Origin of the sequence: Citrobacter enshiensis, from assembly GCF_029338175.1 — a bacterium.
GTDB classification, from domain to species: domain Bacteria; phylum Pseudomonadota; class Gammaproteobacteria; order Enterobacterales; family Enterobacteriaceae; genus Citrobacter_D; species Citrobacter_D enshiensis.
The window spans coordinates 1503564-1521501 of record NZ_CP119862.1; the positions used below are offsets into that span (position 1 = coordinate 1503564).

The 17938-nt window shown below is 52.4% G+C and carries 20 protein-coding genes; 13 read left to right on the forward strand and 7 right to left on the reverse strand.

The features are described 5' to 3' along the window. Positions 1-2: 2 nt before the first annotated feature. Entirely contained in the window at positions 3-1406 is a 1404-nt protein-coding gene (locus P2W74_RS07255) for an MFS transporter (protein WP_276294490.1), read from the reverse strand. 339 nt (positions 1407-1745) lie between these two features. Here P2W74_RS07255 and P2W74_RS07260 point away from each other — a divergent pair, with 339 nt between their 5' ends. The 7 genes from P2W74_RS07260 to hisP all read left to right on the forward strand — a co-directional run bounded on the left by P2W74_RS07260 (position 1746) and on the right by hisP (position 7741). Continuing rightward, positions 1746-2759: a LacI family DNA-binding transcriptional regulator gene (locus P2W74_RS07260; RefSeq protein ID WP_276294491.1), complete on the forward strand. Its 1014-nt coding sequence runs from the start codon at positions 1746-1748 to the stop codon at positions 2757-2759. 40 nt (positions 2760-2799) lie between these two features. Further along, positions 2800-3369 carry a flavin prenyltransferase UbiX gene (gene ubiX, locus P2W74_RS07265; protein WP_276294492.1) on the forward strand — a complete coding sequence of 190 codons (570 nt, stop codon included), beginning with the start codon at positions 2800-2802 and terminating at the stop codon, positions 3367-3369. A 287-nt stretch (positions 3370-3656) separates the two neighbouring features. Beyond that, positions 3657-4439 (forward strand): lysine/arginine/ornithine ABC transporter substrate-binding protein ArgT, encoded by a 783-nt coding sequence (gene argT, locus P2W74_RS07270; RefSeq protein WP_276294493.1) that lies wholly within the window; start codon positions 3657-3659, stop codon positions 4437-4439. A 247-nt stretch (positions 4440-4686) separates the two neighbouring features. Further along, on the forward strand, positions 4687-5469 hold the full coding sequence (gene hisJ, locus P2W74_RS07275; RefSeq protein WP_276294494.1) for a histidine ABC transporter substrate-binding protein HisJ: 783 nt from the start codon (positions 4687-4689) through the stop codon (positions 5467-5469). 94 nt (positions 5470-5563) lie between these two features. After that, on the forward strand, positions 5564-6250 hold the full coding sequence (locus tag P2W74_RS07280) for a histidine ABC transporter permease HisQ (RefSeq protein ID WP_162383101.1): 687 nt from the start codon (positions 5564-5566) through the stop codon (positions 6248-6250). After that, the gene (gene hisM, locus P2W74_RS07285; RefSeq protein WP_276294495.1) at positions 6247-6960 is read left to right on the forward strand and encodes a histidine ABC transporter permease HisM; all 714 of its coding nucleotides are present in this window, start codon (positions 6247-6249) and stop codon (positions 6958-6960) included. Before P2W74_RS07280 ends, hisM begins: the two co-directional genes overlap by 4 nt. Positions 6961-6967: 7 nt before the next feature. Next, a complete protein-coding gene (gene hisP / locus P2W74_RS07290; protein WP_276295139.1) occupies positions 6968-7741 on the forward strand; it encodes a histidine ABC transporter ATP-binding protein HisP in 774 nt (257 codons plus the stop codon). Positions 7742-7799: 58 nt separating this feature from the next. Here hisP and P2W74_RS07295 read toward each other — a convergent pair whose 3' ends face one another. The 4 genes from P2W74_RS07295 to yfcG form a co-directional block, all read right to left on the reverse strand. Further along, the gene (locus P2W74_RS07295; protein WP_276294496.1) at positions 7800-8309 is read right to left on the reverse strand and encodes a GNAT family N-acetyltransferase; all 510 of its coding nucleotides are present in this window, start codon (positions 8307-8309) and stop codon (positions 7800-7802) included. A gap of 70 nt (positions 8310-8379) precedes the next feature. Continuing rightward, positions 8380-9273: a TIGR01777 family oxidoreductase gene (locus tag P2W74_RS07300; RefSeq protein WP_276294497.1), complete on the reverse strand. Its 894-nt coding sequence runs from the start codon at positions 9271-9273 to the stop codon at positions 8380-8382. 21 nt (positions 9274-9294) lie between these two features. Next, entirely contained in the window at positions 9295-9657 is a 363-nt protein-coding gene (gene folX / locus P2W74_RS07305; RefSeq protein ID WP_192612911.1) for a dihydroneopterin triphosphate 2'-epimerase, read from the reverse strand. A 79-nt stretch (positions 9658-9736) separates the two neighbouring features. Continuing rightward, on the reverse strand, positions 9737-10360 hold the full coding sequence (gene yfcG / locus P2W74_RS07310) for a GSH-dependent disulfide bond oxidoreductase (protein WP_276294498.1): 624 nt from the start codon (positions 10358-10360) through the stop codon (positions 9737-9739). 140 nt (positions 10361-10500) lie between these two features. Between yfcG and yfcF the strand changes: the two genes are divergently transcribed. The 3 genes from yfcF to yfcD are packed head-to-tail and all read left to right on the forward strand — an operon-like array spanning position 10501 to position 12354. Then, positions 10501-11145 carry a glutathione transferase gene (yfcF, locus tag P2W74_RS07315; RefSeq protein ID WP_276294499.1) on the forward strand — a complete coding sequence of 215 codons (645 nt, stop codon included), beginning with the start codon at positions 10501-10503 and terminating at the stop codon, positions 11143-11145. Positions 11146-11201: 56 nt separating this feature from the next. Then, on the forward strand, positions 11202-11753 hold the full coding sequence (gene yfcE / locus P2W74_RS07320) for a phosphodiesterase (protein ID WP_276294500.1): 552 nt from the start codon (positions 11202-11204) through the stop codon (positions 11751-11753). Between the two features lie 55 nt (positions 11754-11808). Next, complete coding sequence (gene yfcD, locus P2W74_RS07325; protein ID WP_276294501.1) at positions 11809-12354, forward strand: NUDIX hydrolase YfcD; 546 nt, start codon at positions 11809-11811, stop codon at positions 12352-12354. A gap of 88 nt (positions 12355-12442) precedes the next feature. Here the strand turns inward: yfcD and pta are convergent, their stop codons facing one another. Both pta and ackA read right to left on the reverse strand, forming a co-directional pair. Beyond that, the gene (gene pta, locus P2W74_RS07330; RefSeq protein ID WP_276294502.1) at positions 12443-14584 is read right to left on the reverse strand and encodes a phosphate acetyltransferase; all 2142 of its coding nucleotides are present in this window, start codon (positions 14582-14584) and stop codon (positions 12443-12445) included. Positions 14585-14659: 75 nt separating this feature from the next. Then, positions 14660-15862, reverse strand: a complete 1203-nt coding sequence (ackA, locus tag P2W74_RS07335) for an acetate kinase (protein ID WP_276294503.1) — start codon at positions 15860-15862, stop codon at positions 14660-14662. Between the two features lie 337 nt (positions 15863-16199). Between ackA and yfbV the strand changes: the two genes are divergently transcribed. The 3 genes from yfbV (at position 16200) to P2W74_RS07350 (ending at position 17904) form a co-directional block, all read left to right on the forward strand. Beyond that, complete coding sequence (gene yfbV, locus P2W74_RS07340; RefSeq protein ID WP_276294504.1) at positions 16200-16655, forward strand: terminus macrodomain insulation protein YfbV; 456 nt, start codon at positions 16200-16202, stop codon at positions 16653-16655. 84 nt (positions 16656-16739) lie between these two features. Then, a complete protein-coding gene (locus P2W74_RS07345; RefSeq protein WP_162383089.1) occupies positions 16740-17234 on the forward strand; it encodes a YfbU family protein in 495 nt (164 codons plus the stop codon). Next, the gene (locus P2W74_RS07350) at positions 17227-17904 is read left to right on the forward strand and encodes a sugar phosphatase (protein WP_276295140.1); all 678 of its coding nucleotides are present in this window, start codon (positions 17227-17229) and stop codon (positions 17902-17904) included. The genes P2W74_RS07345 and P2W74_RS07350 overlap by 8 nt, the downstream gene beginning before the upstream one ends. Positions 17905-17938: the final 34 nt, after the last annotated feature.

A 17938-nucleotide genomic window follows, 5' to 3' on the forward strand; every position in this document is an offset into this window, starting at 1 on the left:
CCTCAGGATATGTGTGAATGTCGTTGGTGAAGATCGGTTGCAATACGCTGCATCATTGGGCCGTTCAGACGGCACTTGAGCAGGCACAGCGCCAGCGCGAGATGAAAAATGGCGGGCACGATGCTCTGTAACAGGGTGATGCCCTGAAGTGACGCAGCGGTCTGGTTTTCCAGCCCTGGGTGATAGGCCACCATAATCAGGAGAACGCTGATGATGCCGCCGGATGAGGCCCACGAGAGCTTGATGAAAAAGAGGTTGAAGGCAAAGTTCATCCCGGATGAGCGCACGCCGTTTTTCCATTCACCGTAGTCGTCGGCGAACGCCATAATGGAGAAATGTAGTGGCAGGGTGAAACCGAGGATCACGCTGTTCAGGGCGATGCAACCCAGCCAAAGGAGGCGATACTGTGGTCCGGTCGGCAGAAACCACATCGCAATGCCGATCACCACCAGGATCAGGTTGGTGTAGTAATACAGGCGCACCATGTCGATACGACGGGAGAGGGGGTTAACAATGATCGCGCCCGCAATCCCTGCAAGGGTAAGCACCCCGAAAAACAGTGACATAAACCCGGCGCTACCTTGCAGGACGTAAGAGATAAAGTACATATAGCCGCCGCCGCGGATACACAGAATGTTCACTAGCAGGAAGGACATCACCAGCATCAGCAGAAGTTGATCGTTTTTACGTAAACCGGCCAGGTGCTGGCGGATGGTAAATTTGCCGGCCAGCGATAACGGAACGCGCTCTTTAACCCAGAGGAAGCAGAGTAAAAACATCACCATACCCACGGTACACAGTACGGTTACACCATACTGGTAGCCTTTCGCCAGATTTCCCTGACCGAAGAATTCAACCATCCATGGCAGGCCGACGGCGACCAGAAATCCGGCAGCACCGCTTAATACAAAGCGCCATGACTGGCAGGACATCACCTGATCGTGACGGTTAGTGACGGCGTTAATCAGCGCGCAGTAGGGGACGTTGTTGGCGGTGTAGCCAAGGGATAGCAGAAAGTAGGTACCGAAGGCCCAGGCGATTTTTATATTGGGGCTGATATCCGGAACGGTAAACGTCAGGATACCGATGATACCCAGCGGAACCGCCGTCCACAGTTGCCATGGGCGAAAGCGTCCCCAGCGACTCTGGGTCCGGTCGGCAATCACGCCCATTACAGGGTCAGAGACTGCATCGAAGATGCGCAGAACAAAAAACATCGTACCCACGATGGCCGGACTCAAGCCAAAAACGTCGGTGTAGAAAAAGAGTAAAAAGCCGCTTATCAAATCTGAGATGCAGTGCCCGCCGGCATCGCCTAATCCATAGCCTATTTTTTCGCGGGTCGAGAGTGTCTCTCCCGTATCAATTGTCTGTGTATCAGTATCCAGGTTATCAGCCATTGTCATAACCAATCCTCGAACAGGGTGGTGATTTAAAGAGTCATTACGGCATATCTCTGACGGTTTTTACTAAAATTGTAACGACGTCGAGCATAGATCCGGCCTGAGGTTCTGGTATATGGAGGTTTTCTTTCTCTGTGAAAATGATCGTGATTTTTACTATAAATATATTTTTAATGTTGATCGTGCTCACAAATGTCGCCAGAGGGAGCGCCATTAGTGATTCTGTTAGTGACTCAAAGGAGAATTTACGTAGTGTTAATAGTCAGCCGTGTAAGTGATATCCTGAGGATTAACACAACCCCGTAGCGGCTTAAGAACGTTTGACAGGTGAAAACGAACGGAATGGCAAAAAAGACCCGAATCAAAGACATTGCAACGGCGTGCGGCGTTTCTCTTGCTGCGGTCTCACGGGCCCTGAAAGGGCAGCCAGGTCTGAGCGAAGAGACCCGTCAGCGAATACTGGCGATTGCAGCGTCTGAAGGCTACGATTTCAACCGCTTGCGCAGCGGCCGTATCAAGCGCCTGCTGTTTTTGCTTCATCGACAGCACAACATTGCCAGCGCATTACCGTTCTATTCCAGCGTGATGCTTGGGGTCGCTGACGCCTGTCGGGAAAACGACATTGCGATGAGCTTTTTGCCCATTGGTCCGGAGGATTCCGTTGCTGAGCTGATTAATCTGCACCAGCCGGATGCGCTAATTTGTGCTGGTTATCTGGAAGCTGAAATCCTGACGGCGCTACGTAAACTGGCATTACCGGTTGCACTGGTGGATCTGTGGGCTGCGGATTTTCCCTGCGTAAATCCCGATAATTATCACGGTGGTTTTATTGCGACACGGCATTTGCTTGAGCAGGGGCGTCAGCGAATCGCTTTTCTGGGCCATTTGCAGCGCCATTACAGTATCCGTCAGCGCGTGGAAGGGTACCAGCAAGCGTTGTTTGACGCCGGACTGACGTTGTCGGCGGAGTACTGTGTTGAAGCGCCGCCGGTCAAAGATATTGAACAGGCGCTGGTTGACGGGATGGAAAAACTCCTGGCGCTGCCCCAGCCGCCGGATGCCATCTTTGCCTATAACGATATTGCCGCGCTGGTGGCGATGCGGGTATGCGCGCGTAAAGGAATTAGAGTGCCGGAAGATATCGCGATTGTCGGTTTCGATGACATCGATGCGGCGGCCTGGGCGCATCCGGCGTTAACCACCGTGGCGGTGGATAAGCACGAGCTTGGGCGGGATGCGTTTCGTTTACTGCTCAATGAGCAAGGGGAGAGAAACCTGCTGTTACCGGTCCGACTGGTGATACGAGAAAGCTCGCTCTGCGAGCCGTCGCATTCACGGTTGCACCCTACGCTGTAATCCGGCAAAGTCTCGCCATTAAGAACAAAGGGCCCTCACAGTGAAACGACTCATCATAGGTATTTCTGGCGCTAGCGGCGCGATTTATGGCGTGCGCTTATTACAGGTATTGCGCGACGTTGCTGACGTGGAAACCCATCTGGTCATGAGTCAGGCGGCGCGGCAGACGCTTGCGCTGGAAACGGATTTTTCTTTACGTGAAGTGCAGGCTTTCGCTGATGTCACCCACGATGCGCGTGATATTGCGGCCAGTATCTCCTCAGGCTCTTTTCAGACGGCGGGAATGGTGATTTTGCCATGCTCTATCAAAACCCTTTCTGGCATCGTGCACAGTTATACCGATGGATTGCTGACCCGTGCGGCGGATGTGGTGCTGAAAGAGCGTCGCCCGTTAGTGTTGTGCGTACGCGAAACACCGCTGCATCTTGGACATCTGCGCCTGATGACGCAGGCGGCTGAAATTGGTGCCGTGATTATGCCACCGGTCCCGGCGTTTTATCATCGCCCTCAGACCCTGGATGATGTGATTAATCAAACGGTTAATCGCGTTCTCGACCAGTTTAACATTGCTCTGCCGCAGGATCTTTTTACCCGCTGGCAAGGGGCATAATTTGCACTTCCCCCGCGCATAATTCATTCCGTTGCCCTGTTTCAGGGCAATTTTGTAACCGCGATCATATCCTCAACATTTAATTCGTCAAAACCCACCGAAACGCTGCGGTTCAACCGCCAGACCTGCTATCTTCAACATCAGGACAATATTGCAACGTTTTATTAACAAATTTAACGTCAAATATCCTCATTGACGTTAAAATGGCATAAGACCTGCATGAAAAAGTCTGCAAACACACAACACAACGTAAAACATAATAAAATTACGCCACTTGAGGGTTATGTATGAAGAAGACGGTTCTCGCTTTGTCTTTGCTGGTAGGACTTTCCGCGACAGCGGCCAGCTACGCAGCACTGCCACAGACGATTCGCATTGGAACAGATACCACGTATGCGCCTTTCTCATCGAAAGATGCCAAAGGGGATTTCGTTGGGTTTGATATCGATCTGGGTAACGAAATGTGTAAGCGTATGCAGGTTAAGTGTACGTGGGTCGCCAGTGACTTTGATGCGCTCATTCCGTCGCTGAAAGCGAAAAAAATTGATGCGATTATCTCTTCTCTCTCTATCACCGAGAAACGTCAGCAGGAGATTGCCTTCTCCGACAAACTGTATGCCGCTGACTCGCGATTGATTGCCGCGAAAGGTTCGCCGATTCAGCCAACCCTCGATTCACTGAAAGGAAAACACGTTGGTGTCCTGCAAGGCTCAACGCAGGAGGCCTATGCCAACGATACCTGGCGGAGCAAAGGCGTCGATGTCGTGGCCTATGCCAACCAGGATCTCATCTATTCTGACCTGACGGCGGGACGTCTTGATGCTGCATTGCAGGATGAAGTGGCGGCCAGCGAAGGGTTCCTCAAACAGCCTGCCGGTAAAGACTATGCGTTTGCCGGTCCTTCTGTGAAAGACAAGAAGTACTTTGGCGACGGTACCGGTATTGGTCTGCGTAAAGACGATACCGAGCTGAAAGCGGCGTTTGATAAAGCGCTGGGCGAACTGCGTAAAGACGGTACCTACGACAAAATGGCGAAAAAGTACTTTGACTTTAATGTCTACGGTGACTGATTCGCCGCAGCGGGAAATTTACTGCACCGTTTTGGTTAACCAAAGCGGTGCATGATAAGTTCCAGGCACTGTTATGGTGCAATTGTCGCTGTCGAAATGAGCATGAATGCATACTTAAGCGTTTTTCATGCAAATTAATATTGCCGGCAGGGTAGAATGCTTTGCCTTGTCGGCCCGATTGATGGCACGATAACTGCTGCTGGTCCTGTAAAGATCCCCTATAAAAGACAGTCTGTTGAGGATAGTTATGAAAAAACTGGTGTTGTCTCTTTCTCTGGTCCTGGCTTTCTCCAGTGCTACCGCAGCATTTGCAGCCATTCCGCAAAAAATTCGTATCGGTACTGACCCGACTTATGCCCCGTTTGAATCGAAGAATGCACAGGGTGAATTAGTCGGTTTTGATATCGATCTGGCGAAAGAGCTGTGCAAACGTATTAATACACAATGTTCCTTCGTGGAAAACCCGCTGGATGCGCTGATCCCTTCGTTAAAAGCGAAGAAAATCGACGCGATCATGTCTTCGCTGTCCATCACTGAAAAACGTCAGCAGGAAATCGCGTTTACCGACAAGCTTTATGCAGCAGATTCTCGTCTGGTTGTCGCGAAAGCGGCTGACATCCAGCCCACCATTGAATCCCTGAAAGGGAAACGCGTTGGCGTACTGCAGGGCACCACTCAGGAAACGTTCGGCAATGAACACTGGGCGCCAAAAGGCATTGAAATCGTTTCTTATCAGGGGCAGGACAATATCTATTCCGACCTGACGGCAGGACGTATTGATGCGGCGTTCCAGGATGAAGTCGCGGCGAGCGAAGGTTTTCTGAAGCAGTCGGTAGGCAAAGATTACAAATTCGGCGGCCCGTCAGTGAAAGATGAGAAACTGTTCGGCGTCGGTACCGGGATGGGTCTGCGCAAAGAAGACAATGAGCTGCGTGAAGCCCTGAACAAAGCATTCGCTGAAATGCGTGCTGATGGTACTTACGAGAAGCTGGCGAAAAAGTACTTCGATTTTGATGTTTACGGCGGCTAATCACCCCGGCAGTTGATAAAGCCCACTCCCTCCTGCTGATGCGGGAGGGTGAAAAAAGAGGCGAAGCATTACCACACACGACAGGACAGGCAGCATGTTGTACGGGTTCTCAGGCGTTATTTTACAGGGCGCGATCGTTACGCTGGAGCTGGCTCTCAGCTCAGTTGTGCTGGCCGTTCTCATCGGTCTCGTCGGCGCGGGGGCAAAGCTTTCGCAAAGCCGCTCGATGGGGCTTATCTTCGAAGGATACACCACCCTGATCCGCGGGGTGCCGGATCTGGTCTTAATGCTGCTGATCTTCTATGGGTTGCAAATCGCGCTTAACGCGGTGACCGACGCGATAGGGATCGGCCAGATTGATATCGATCCGATGGTTGCAGGTATTATCACCCTGGGTTTCATCTACGGCGCCTATTTTACGGAAACATTCCGTGGGGCGTTTATGGCCGTGCCCAAAGGGCATATTGAGGCGGCAACGGCTTTCGGTTTTACCAGCTCGCAAACCTTCCGCAGAATTATGTTTCCGGCGATGATGCGTTACGCCTTGCCGGGGATCGGCAATAACTGGCAGGTGATTCTCAAGGCGACGGCGCTGGTTTCACTTCTCGGACTGGAAGATGTGGTCAAAGCCACTCAGTTGGCGGGTAAAAGCACCTGGGAACCGTTCTATTTCGCGGTGGTGTGCGGGGTCATCTATCTGGTATTTACCACGGTCTCTAATGGTGTGTTGCTCTTTCTTGAGCGTCGTTACTCCGTGGGTGTGAAGAGGGCTGACCTGTGATCGACATTATTCAGGAGTACTGGAAATCCCTGCTCTGGAGCGATGGCTATCGCTATACAGGCGTGGCGATCACCTTGTGGTTGCTGATTTCCTCCGTGGTGATGGGCGGGATTCTGGCCGTGTTTATGGCCATCGGTCGCGTCTCAAGCAACAAATTCATCCAGTTTCCTATCTGGCTGTTTACCTATATCTTTCGTGGCACGCCGCTCTATGTGCAACTGCTGGTGTTCTATTCCGGGATGTATACGCTGGAGATCGTCAAAGGCACTGATTTCCTCAATGCGTTTTTCCGCAGTGGGCTTAACTGTACGGTGCTGGCGCTTACGCTGAATACCTGCGCCTATACCACCGAGATTTTTGCTGGCGCGATTCGTTCGGTACCGCACGGCGAGATTGAAGCGGCACGTGCTTATGGCTTCTCATCGTTCAAAATGTATCGCTGCATTATTTTGCCTTCCGCATTGCGAATTGCGTTGCCAGCATACAGCAATGAAGTCATTTTAATGCTGCACTCAACGGCGCTGGCATTTACGGCGACGGTGCCGGATTTGTTGAAAATCGCTCGCGATATCAACTCGGCAACTTACCAGCCGTTTACCGCCTTCGGTATTGCCGCCGTACTGTATTTGATTATTTCGTATGTCCTGATCAGTCTGTTCCGTAAAGCGGAAAAACGCTGGTTGCAGCATGTAAAACCTTCGACGCACTGAGAACATGATGTCTGAGAATAAATTAAACGTAATTGATTTACACAAACACTACGGCGAGCATGAAGTGCTGAAAGGGGTATCACTGCAGGCCAATGCTGGGGATGTTATCAGTATTATTGGCTCATCCGGTTCCGGGAAAAGTACCTTTCTGCGCTGCATTAACTTCCTCGAAAAGCCGAGTGAAGGCTTAATCGTGGTCAACGGACAGAACATTAATCTGGTCCGGGACACCGATGGTCAGCTCAAGGTGGCGGATAAAAACCAGCTGCGTTTGCTGCGTACGCGTCTGACGATGGTGTTCCAGCATTTCAACCTCTGGAGCCACATGACCGTGCTGGAAAACGTCATGGAAGCGCCCATTCAGGTGTTAGGTTTGAGCAAGCAGGAAGCCCGCGAACGTGCGGTGAAGTACCTTGCGAAGGTCGGTATTGATGAGCGAGCTCAGGGGAAATACCCGGTGCATCTTTCCGGCGGTCAGCAGCAGCGTGTCTCTATCGCGCGCGCGTTGGCCATGGAGCCAGAAGTGCTGTTGTTTGATGAACCGACCTCGGCGCTTGACCCGGAGCTGGTGGGCGAAGTGTTGCGCATCATGCAACAACTGGCGGAAGAGGGGAAAACCATGGTCGTGGTGACCCATGAAATGGGCTTTGCTCGCCATGTTTCCACGCACGTGATTTTCCTGCACCAGGGGAAAATAGAAGAAGAAGGTGATCCACAGCAGGTGTTTGGTAATCCGCAGAGTCCCCGCTTGCAGCAGTTCCTTAAGGGATCGTTGAAGTAACGTTTGCCCGGTGGCGCTGCGCTAACCGGGCCTGCGTTATGGCGTGCGCATCCGATTTTTACTCCGGGTTACGCTCCAGGCGATACACCCAGTCATCGTAGCGTATGCCATTGACTTCATACGCTTTCTCCAGCACCTGAGTACGTATAAATCCCTGTTTCTCCAGTACGCGTGCGGAAGGTGTGTTATCCGCCAGCACGTAACCGTTAATCGCGTTTACACCCGTTTGGATAAAGGCATACCGGCAGATTGCCTGGAGTGCTTCGCTGGCGATCCCTTTGCCTTGCGCTGGTGGGATCACGGTATAGCCGACATCGGCTTCCTGCGGATGCAGATGACTTATCTGTAACCCAATATCGCCCAGCGGCGTCCCGTTTTCCTGATCGCGAATAACAAAGGTGTGCTGTGCGGCAAGGCGGCGGGCGAACAGGAGGCGGGTTTCTCTTTCCGGGCTGATATCGGCCATAAAACGCATAATGTCCGGGTTTTCACGCAGCGCCAGGAAAAACAGCCAGTCTGAAGGTTGAAAAGGGGACAGCGTGAGTCGTGATGTCGTAATGATTGCCATAAAGTCGTTATTCCGGTAGTCAGGCTTATCACCTTACCACCGGAACGATTGTGATGAACAGTGGAGAGGATTAGTGGATCACGTCCGCCAGCGCCTCTTCTAAGTCGTACCAGCGAAAAGCAAATCCGGAAGCCTCCAGCCGTTTGGGAAGCGCGCGTTGCCCACCGAGCACCAGTACTGAAGATTCACCCATCAGCAGCCGAATGGCGGTAGCCGGTATGCGAACAATGGCAGGGCGGTTCAGCGCATGGCCCAGCGCATGGGCAAATTGTTCATTACGCACGGGATACGGCGAAACCATATTGAATGGCCCCTGGAGGTCGTTATTGAGCAGCCAGAGAATCCCGTTGACCATATCATCGATGTGGATCCAGGCCAGGTATTGACGTCCAGTACCGATTGGTCCGCCCATCCCGATACGAAAAGAGGGGACCATTTTCGCCAGAATCCCGCCTTTCGGTGCCAGTACTACGCCAGTCCGCAGTAGACAAACCCGTGTTTTTTCACTTTGCGCGCTACTGGCGATCTGCTCCCAGCGCGCACAAAGTTTATGGGTAAACTCGTTGTGAGGCGGCTCTTCTTCTGTCACCACCACTTCACCCAGATCGCCGTAATAGCCAGCGGCGGAACCGGAGATCAGCACCGCAGGCGGCGTGTCGCTGGCGTTGATTAAGTCAGCCAGCTTTTGTGTGATGCTCCAGCGACTCTGGCACAAACGTTCCTTTTGCTGTTCGGTCCAGCGTTTGTCGGCAATGGGTTCCCCGGCGAGGTTAATCACGGCGTCAACATGGTTGAGGTTTTTCTTATCCTCCAGCCCTTTCCAGAGTATGACCCGGGAGTCCAGAATCTGGCGTGCCTTTTCAGGATTGCGCGTTACTACCGTCACCTGATGTCCTGATTCCAGCAAACGGGGGATCAAATGACGTCCAATCAGACCAGTACCACCGGTTACCACTATTTCCATACCGCCTCCCGAAGTCCGCGCTTAGCGTCGCCAGCTCAGCGTCATTGAGACGGAATCGGCGTAACGCAGTGCATGTAGTTTATCGATCTCTACTTCAGCATAAGTGACCCAGTGATGTTCACGTGCGATATCGAGCACATCCTGAGTTAATTTTTCCAACAATGAGAAGCGGTTGCTCTCAACATGCCCAATGATGCTTTTGGTGATGGTGCGATAATTCAGCGCATCGCTGATGTCCTCGCTGGTGCGTGCGTTTTCCGCCGGATAATGAATAACAACATTGATGACAATGTCCTGGCGGTTGTTGATCTCTTCTTCTTTGATACCAATAAACGTGCGCAGGCGAAGATTTTTTATACGAATAATAGCGTCAGACTGTGACATTGCAGGTCTCCTCCATGTATTAACCTCTGCATGATACACGAGAATGGGAATGCTTTATCTCCCCCGAACGAGGGCGCGTCTACTGCGCTTGCTGCATTGCCCGCACCGTCGCGGGGCGCGTACGGATACGTTCGAACCAGTTATTGACCGCCGGGAACATATCGAGATCGATCCGTTGCCGTTGATGCGCATTTATCCATGGCCAACACGCGATATCGGCAATGCTGTACTGATCGCCGCCCAACCATGGGGAAGACTCCAGACGTTTGTTCAGCACGTTGTACAGGCGTTGCGTCTCAACCTGATATCGCTCAATCGCGTAGGGGATCGTCTGTGGCGCGAAGTGGTTGAAGTGATGATTCTGACCAAGCATCGGGCCAAGCCCGCCGACCTGCCAGAAAAGCCACTGGAGCGTAGTGTGTCGCTCGCGTAACTTTCCACTCAGCAATCGCCCGGTTTTTTCCGCCAGATACAGCAAGATCTCACCCGATTCAAACACACTGAACGGCGCGCCGCCGTCTGCAGGCGCATGGTCAACAATCGCCGGAATTTTATTGTTGGGCGAGATAGCTAAAAACTCGGGGCGGAACTGACTACCTTTACTGATATCCACGTTGATCAGGCGATAGTCAAGGCGGGTCTCTTCCAGAAACAGCGTAATTTTGTGGCCGTTGGGGGTTGGGGCGTAGTAGAGGTCGATCATTTCAGCTCCCATGCATATCGAAAAAATGGCTGACCAACACAAGTATAGAAAGCCTCGTGCGGTACGTGAGTTTTCATCAAGTGACAGCGCGTAAAAGACTCTATATTTTGTGATAACGCCTAAACATCGATGAGGATATTATGAGCAAGCCCGCGATAACGCTCTGGTCAGACGCTAACTTTTTTTCTCCCTACGTGATGTCTGTCTACGTTGCCCTGCAGGAGAAGGGGCTTCCCTTTACCCTCAAAACCGTTGATCTGAACAACGGTGAACATTTACAACCGACCTGGCAGGGTTATGCGCTCACCCGTCGTGTCCCGGTGCTGGAGATCGAGGGTTTTGAACTCAGCGAATCTTCGGCCATCGCGGAGTATCTGGAAGATCGCTTCGCGCCGCCGCAATGGGAGCGCATTTACCCTCTCGATCTGCAAAAACGCGCTCGTGCTCGCCAGATTCAGGCATGGTTGCGCAGTGACTTAATGCCGATTCGCGAAGAGCGTCCAACGGATGTGGTGTTCGCAGGCGCGAAAAAGGGCCCTCTCAGCGAGGCGGGAAAAGCCAGCGTGGCGAAATTGTTTGAGACGGCCGGCAATTTGCTCGCCCATGGCAAACCGAATTTATTTGGTGAATGGTGTATTGCCGATAGCGATCTGGCGTTAATGATTAACCGCCTGGCGCTACAGGGCGATGAGGTGCCTGAACCGCTGGCTGAATATGCAGCATTCCAGTGGCAGCGCGCTTCTGTCCAGCGTTTTATCGCGCTTTCCGCGAAGCGTTCTGGCTGATAATCCATGCGTATTCCAGTATCATAGAGAGGGTTATTTACGACGAGGAGTGAGTGATGAAACTGATGTTTGCATCAGACATTCATGGGTCGTTGCCAGCAACGGAACGTGTACTCGAGCTGTTTGCTAAAAGTGGTGCACAATGGCTGGTGATACTGGGGGACGTGCTTAACCACGGCCCGCGTAATGCGTTGCCGGAAGGCTATGCGCCAGCTCAGGTTGCAGACCTTCTTAACGCACAGGCCGGGCGGATCATTGCCGTGCGGGGCAACTGCGACAGCGAAGTGGATCAAATGCTGCTCCATTTCCCGATGACGGCGCCCTGGCAGCAGATACTGATGGAAAACCAGCGCCTGTTTCTGACGCATGGACACCTTTTCGGGCCGGAGAACCTTCCGGCATTAAATGCCGGAGACGTGCTGGTGTATGGGCATACACATCTCCCGGTTGCAGAAAAACGGGGAGAGGTATATCACTTTAATCCGGGTTCAGTGAGCATTCCGAAAGGCGGCTTTAAGGCAAGCTACGGGATTCTGGATGATAATGTTTTACGTGTTATCGCACTCAATGATCAAAGTATCATTGCGCAGATGACAATTAATCCGTAATTTACCCCACAATTGTAAACGCGCCGTAAGAGCGCTAGATAAAGAAGGTTTCCTGATGGTGGAACAGCGTCGTTTGGCAAGTACTGAATGGGTGGATATTGTGAATGAAGACAACGAAGTCATCGCACAATCCAGCCGGGAACAAATGCGGGCGCAATGTTTACGTCATCGTGCAACGTACATCGTTGTGCATGATGGCATGGGCAAAATCCTGGTTCAGCGTCGTACCGACACAAAAGACTTTTTGCCGGGTATGTTAGATGCCACTGCGGGTGGCGTGGTGCAGGCCGATGAGCAATTGCTTGAATCTGCCCGCCGCGAAGCGGAAGAAGAACTGGGTATTGCTGGCGTTCCGTTTGCTGAACACGGTCAGTTCTATTTCGAAGATAAACACTGCCGCGTGTGGGGCGCTCTGTTTAGCTGCGTTTCCCACGGCCCGTTTGCGCTTCAGGAAGACGAAGTCAGTGAGGTCTGCTGGTTGACGCCGGAGGAGATTACCGCACGTTGCGATGAGTTTACGCCAGATTCACTGAAAGCGTTGGCGCTGTGGATGACCCGCAATGCGAAGAATAAAACCGCTGCGGCGGAAGAAACAGAATAATACTGTTTTGCAAAAGTAAAAAAGGCAGCCAGATGGCTGCCTTTTTCGTCTCATCGCCAGATAATCTGTTCGATTATCCGGCGAGATATTACTGCTGCTGTGAAGACTGGATCGCGGTCAGAGCGATGGTGTAGACGATATCGTCAACCAGCGCGCCACGAGACAGGTCGTTCACCGGCTTGCGCATACCCTGCAGCATCGGCCCGATGGAGATCAGGTCGGCAGAACGCTGTACCGCTTTATAGGTGGTGTTACCGGTGTTCAGATCCGGGAAGATGAACACGGTAGCACGGCCTGCAACCGGAGAGTTCGGCGCTTTGGATTTCGCAACGTCAGCCATAACTGCGGCGTCGTACTGCAACGGACCGTCGATCATCAGGTCAGGACGTTTTTCCTGTGCCAGACGCGTCGCTTCACGTACTTTCTCTACGTCGCTACCCGCGCCAGAGGTGCCGGTGGAGTAAGAGAGCATCGCTACGCGCGGTTCGATACCGAAGGCGGTTGCGGAGTCAGCAGACTGAATCGCGATTTCTGCCAGCTGTTCTGCAGTCGGATCCGGGTTGATCGCGCAGTCACCGTAAACGTAAACCTGTTCCGGCAGCAGCATGAAGAACACGGAAGACACCAGGGAGCTACCCGGCGCCGTTTTGATCAGCTGCAGCGGCGGACGAATGGTGTTCGCGGTGGTGTGAACGGCACCGGAAACCAGACCGTCAACGTCGTCCTGTTCCAGCATCAGGGTGCCGAGAACCACGTTGTCTTCCAGCTGTTCGCGGGCAACAGTTTCGGTCATGCCTTTGTTTTTACGCAGTTCGACCAGGCGAGCCACATAGCTTTCGCGAACCACATCCGGGTCAACGATTTCTACGCCAGCACCCAGTTCAACGCCCTGAGAGGCAGCAACACGGGTGATCTCATCCGGGTTACCCAACAGTACGCAGGTTGCGATACCACGTTCAGCACAAATGGCGGCAGCTTTAACGGTACGCGGCTCATCGCCTTCCGGCAGAACAACACGTTTACCGGCTTTACGCGCCAGTTCGGTCAACTGGTAACGGAACGCAGGCGGAGACAGACGGCGGCTACGCTCAGAGGTCGCAGTCAGAGACTCGATCCACTCAGCGTTGATGTAGTTAGCCACGTATTCCTGAACTTTCTCGATGCGCTCGTGATCGTCAACCGGCACTTCCAGGTTGAAGCTCTGCAGGCTCAGAGAGGTCTGCCAGGTGTTGGTGTTCACCATAAATACCGGCAGGCCGGTTTCGAAAGCACGTTCGCACAGTTTGGTAATGCGCGCGTCCATTTCGTAGCCGCCAGTCAGCAGCAGGGCGCCGATTTCTACGCCGTTCATTGCGGCCAGGCATGCTGCAACCAGCACGTCCGGACGGTCAGCGGAAGTCACCAGCAGAGAACCTGCGCGGAAGTGTTCCAGCATGTGTGGAATGCTGCGCGCACAGAAGGTGACAGACTTCACGCGACGCGTGTTGATATCGCCTTCGTTAACCACGGTCGCGTTCAGATGACGCGCCATGTCAATTGCACGCGTTGCGATCAGGTCGAAGCTCCATGGCACGGCGCCGAGAACTGGCAGCGGGCTGGATTCATGCAGTTTAGCCGGATCAACTTTAACCACTTTCGCTTTGGAAGAGTCGTCAAAAATCTCGGACAGATCCGGGCGAGTACGGCCTTGTTCGTCAACAGGTGCGTTCAGCTTGTTAACGATAACGCCAGTAATGTTGGCGTTTTTGGCGCCGCCGAAGCTGCTGCGAGTCAGTTCAATACGCTCGTTCAGCTGTTCTGGCGTGTCGGTGCCCTGAGACATGACAAACACGATTTCCGCGTTCAGCGTTTTCGCGATCTCAAAGTTCAGCGCCTGAGCAAATTGATGCTTACGGGTCGGAACCAGACCTTCAACCAGAACGACTTCTGCATTCTGGGTGTTCGCGTGATAGTTCGCGATGATCTCTTCCATCAGCACATCTTTCTGATTGCTGGAGATCAGAGATTCTACGTAACTCATGTTCAGCGGTTCTGCCGCTGGTACAGAAGAGTTTGCACGTAAGATGGTCGTCGTCTGGTCTGGCGCATCGCCACCGGCGCGCGGTTGAGCGATTGGCTTAAAGACGCTCAGACGAACGCCTTTACGTTCCATAGCACGGATCACGCCAAGGCTGACGCTGGTCAGGCCGACGCTGGTTCCGGTAGGGATCAGCATAATAATACGGGACACGGTTTATCCTCTTTCGTTACCGCCGGTTTCGGCGGGTTACAAAACAGCACCGCCAGCGAAGCTGGCGGTGTGAAATCAGGCAGTCAGACGGCTCGCGTCTTGCGCGATAACCAGTTCTTCGTTGGTTGGGATAACCACCGCAGGACGGGTACCTTCTTTATTGATGAAACCAGATTTGCCGAAACGGGCAGCCAGGTTGCGTTCGTGATCAACTTCAAAGCCCAGCACGCCCAGTTTGCCCAGGGACAGTTCGCGAACCATCGCAGCGTTTTCACCGATACCACCGGTGAAGACAACAGCGTCCAGACGACCATCCATCAGCGCAGTGTAAGAGCCGATGTATTTCGCCAGACGGTGGCAGTAAACGTCCATTGCACGTTTAGCGTCTTCTTTGGTGGTGTAGTTGTCTTCAACGTAGCGGCAGTCGCTGGTGACTTCGGTCAGACCCAGCAGGCCAGACTCTTTGGTCAGCATTTTGTTGATTGCGTCAACGCTCATGCCCAGGGTGTCGTGCAGGTGGAAGATAATCGCCGGGTCGATATCACCGGAACGCGTACCCATTACCAGACCTTCCAGCGGGGTCAGACCCATAGAAGTATCAACACATTTACCGTTACGGATAGCAGAAACAGAACCACCGTTGCCCAGGTGGCAGGTGATGATGTTCAGTTCTTCAACCGGTTTGTTCAGCATTTTTGCCGCTTCCTGGGTAACGAAGAAGTGGCTGGTGCCGTGCGCGCCGTAGCGACGAACGCCATGCTCTTTGTACAGGCTGTACGGCAGGGCGTAGAGATAAGATTCTTCCGGCATAGTCTGATGGAACGCGGTGTCAAACACAGCAACGTTCTTGTCTTTCAGATTCGGGAAGGATTTCAGCGCTTCTGCGATACCGATCAAATGAGCCGGGTTATGCAGCGGTGCGAAAGAGGAAGAGTCTTTGATGCCCTGAATAACGGAGTCATCAATAACCACGGAGCTGGTATACTTCTCACCGCCGTGTACGATACGATGACCAATAGCAGTCAACTGCGCAGACAGTTCTGGTTTTTGTGCCAGAATAGTATTAACGATAAAGTTCAGCGCTTCACTGTGAGCGGCGCCTGCACCTAAAGCCGCTTCTTGTTTACCGCCGTCCATTTTCCATTTGATACGTGCTTCTGGGAGATGGAAACATTCGGCTAAACCAGAAAGGTACTCTTCACCATTTACTGCATCGATGATTGCAAATTTCAGTGAGGAGCTACCGCAGTTCAGAACCAGTACTAACTTACTCGACATGGAAGTACCTATTTATGATACGTGGCTAAAAAAACGTCAGTGAGCCATAGAGCGTAGCGCATGATGACGCTGACATTTATGATTAACATCATGCTCAATTATCTTTTTTGCATGATGGAAGAAATACTTTTGAGTCTATGCCATTTTGCGTATTTTTCAGCCAATGGCATACTGTATGTGAATTTGACGACTCAATAATTTTATACTACTGACCATACAGGCCGACACAGGATACCCGATAGTGGGTATCGAAGACAAAATGTTTTGAACGTTGTCCCTTGCAGTTGTTGTTTTGCACAAATATTTTAATTTTTGTATGTGAAGTTGAGGTAAAGCCATGTCGACACCGGATAATCGCTCCGTAAATTTTTTTAGCTTGTTTCGCCGGGGGCAGCACTACGCAAAGACGTGGCCAATGGAAAAGCGACTTGCGCCCGTTTTTGTCGATAATCGCGTGATCCGGATGACGCGGTATGCCATTCGCTTTATGCCGCCCATCGCTGTGTTTACGCTGTGCTGGCAAATCGCGCTGGGTGGGCAGCTAGGCCCTGCTGTCGCGACCGCCCTGTTCGCACTCAGTTTGCCTATGCAGGGGTTATGGTGGCTGGGTAAACGCTCCGTAACACCACTGCCCCCCACAATTTTGAGTTGGTTTTACGAGGTCCGCAGTAAATTACAGGAGGCCGGGCAGGCGCTGGCACCGGTAGAAGGTAAGCCTGATTACCAGGCATTAGCTGACACGCTTAAGCGCGCCTTCAAACAACTGGATAAAACTTTCCTTGATGATTTGTAATTGACCCCTGATTACGCATATAAAAGAAGGCATAAGATGCCTTCTTTTTTTTCACCGTAGTAGAAGTGATACAGGAGTCCCAAAATGGAAATGACTAACGCTCAACGTCTTATTTTGTCTAACCAGTACAAAATGATGACCATGCTCGACCCGAGCAACGCCGAACGCTATCGTCGTATACAGACGATTATTGAACGTGGTTATGGTTTGCAGATGCGTGAGCTGGATCGTGAGTTTGGCGAGTTGACCGAAGAAACCTGCCGCACGGTGATCGATATTATGGAAATGTATCACGCCCTCCACGTTTCCTGGACTAACCTGAAAGACGCGCAATCTATTGATGAACGTCGTGTGACGTTCCTGGGCTTTGACGCGGCAACGGAAGCGCGTTACCTCGGCTATGTTCGTTTTATGGTGAATGTGGAAGGGCGCTATACTCATTTTGATGCGGGCACGCATGGTTTTAATGCTCAGACGCCGATGTGGGAGAAGTATCAACGTATGCTGAATGTCTGGCATTCTTGCCCACGTCAGTATCACCTGAGCGCGAATGAAATTAATCAAATCATTAATGCCTGAGGGGGTCAGCGTGCAGTGCAAAGGTTTTCTGTTTGATCTGGATGGAACGCTGGTCGATTCATTGCCCGCCGTAGAGCGAGCGTGGTGCAACTGGGCCGATCGTTTTGGGCTCAATCACGATGACGTGCTGGGCTTTATACACGGCAAACAGGCGATCACTTCGCTACGACACTTTATGGCGGGCAAGTCTGAATCAGAGATTGCGGCCGAGTTCTCGCGTCTGGAACAAATAGAGGCAACCGATACTGCCGGTATCGTCGCTCTGCCCGGCGCGATTGCATTGCTGAATCACCTCAATAAAGCCGGGATCCCCTGGGCGATTGTCACGTCAGGCTCCATGCCGGTCGCACGGGCTCGTCATAAGGCGGCGGGACTTCCTCTCCCGGAAGTCTTTGTTACGGCCGAACGGGTAAAAAGAGGGAAGCCGGAACCTGATGCGTACCTGCTGGGCGCACAGTTGCTCGGACTCTCACCGCACGAATGTACCGTGGTTGAAGATGCGCCCGCCGGGATCCTTTCTGGTCTGGCCGCAGGATGCCATGTTATTGCGGTGAATGCGCCAGAAACGACCCCTCGCCTCGATGAAGTTGATTTTTCCCTGAATAGCCTTGAACAGATTTCCGTGACCAAACAGCCCAACGGAAATGTCGTGGTTCTCAGACATACCTGATCATGATTTAGCCCCGTCCAGGCGGGGCTTTTTT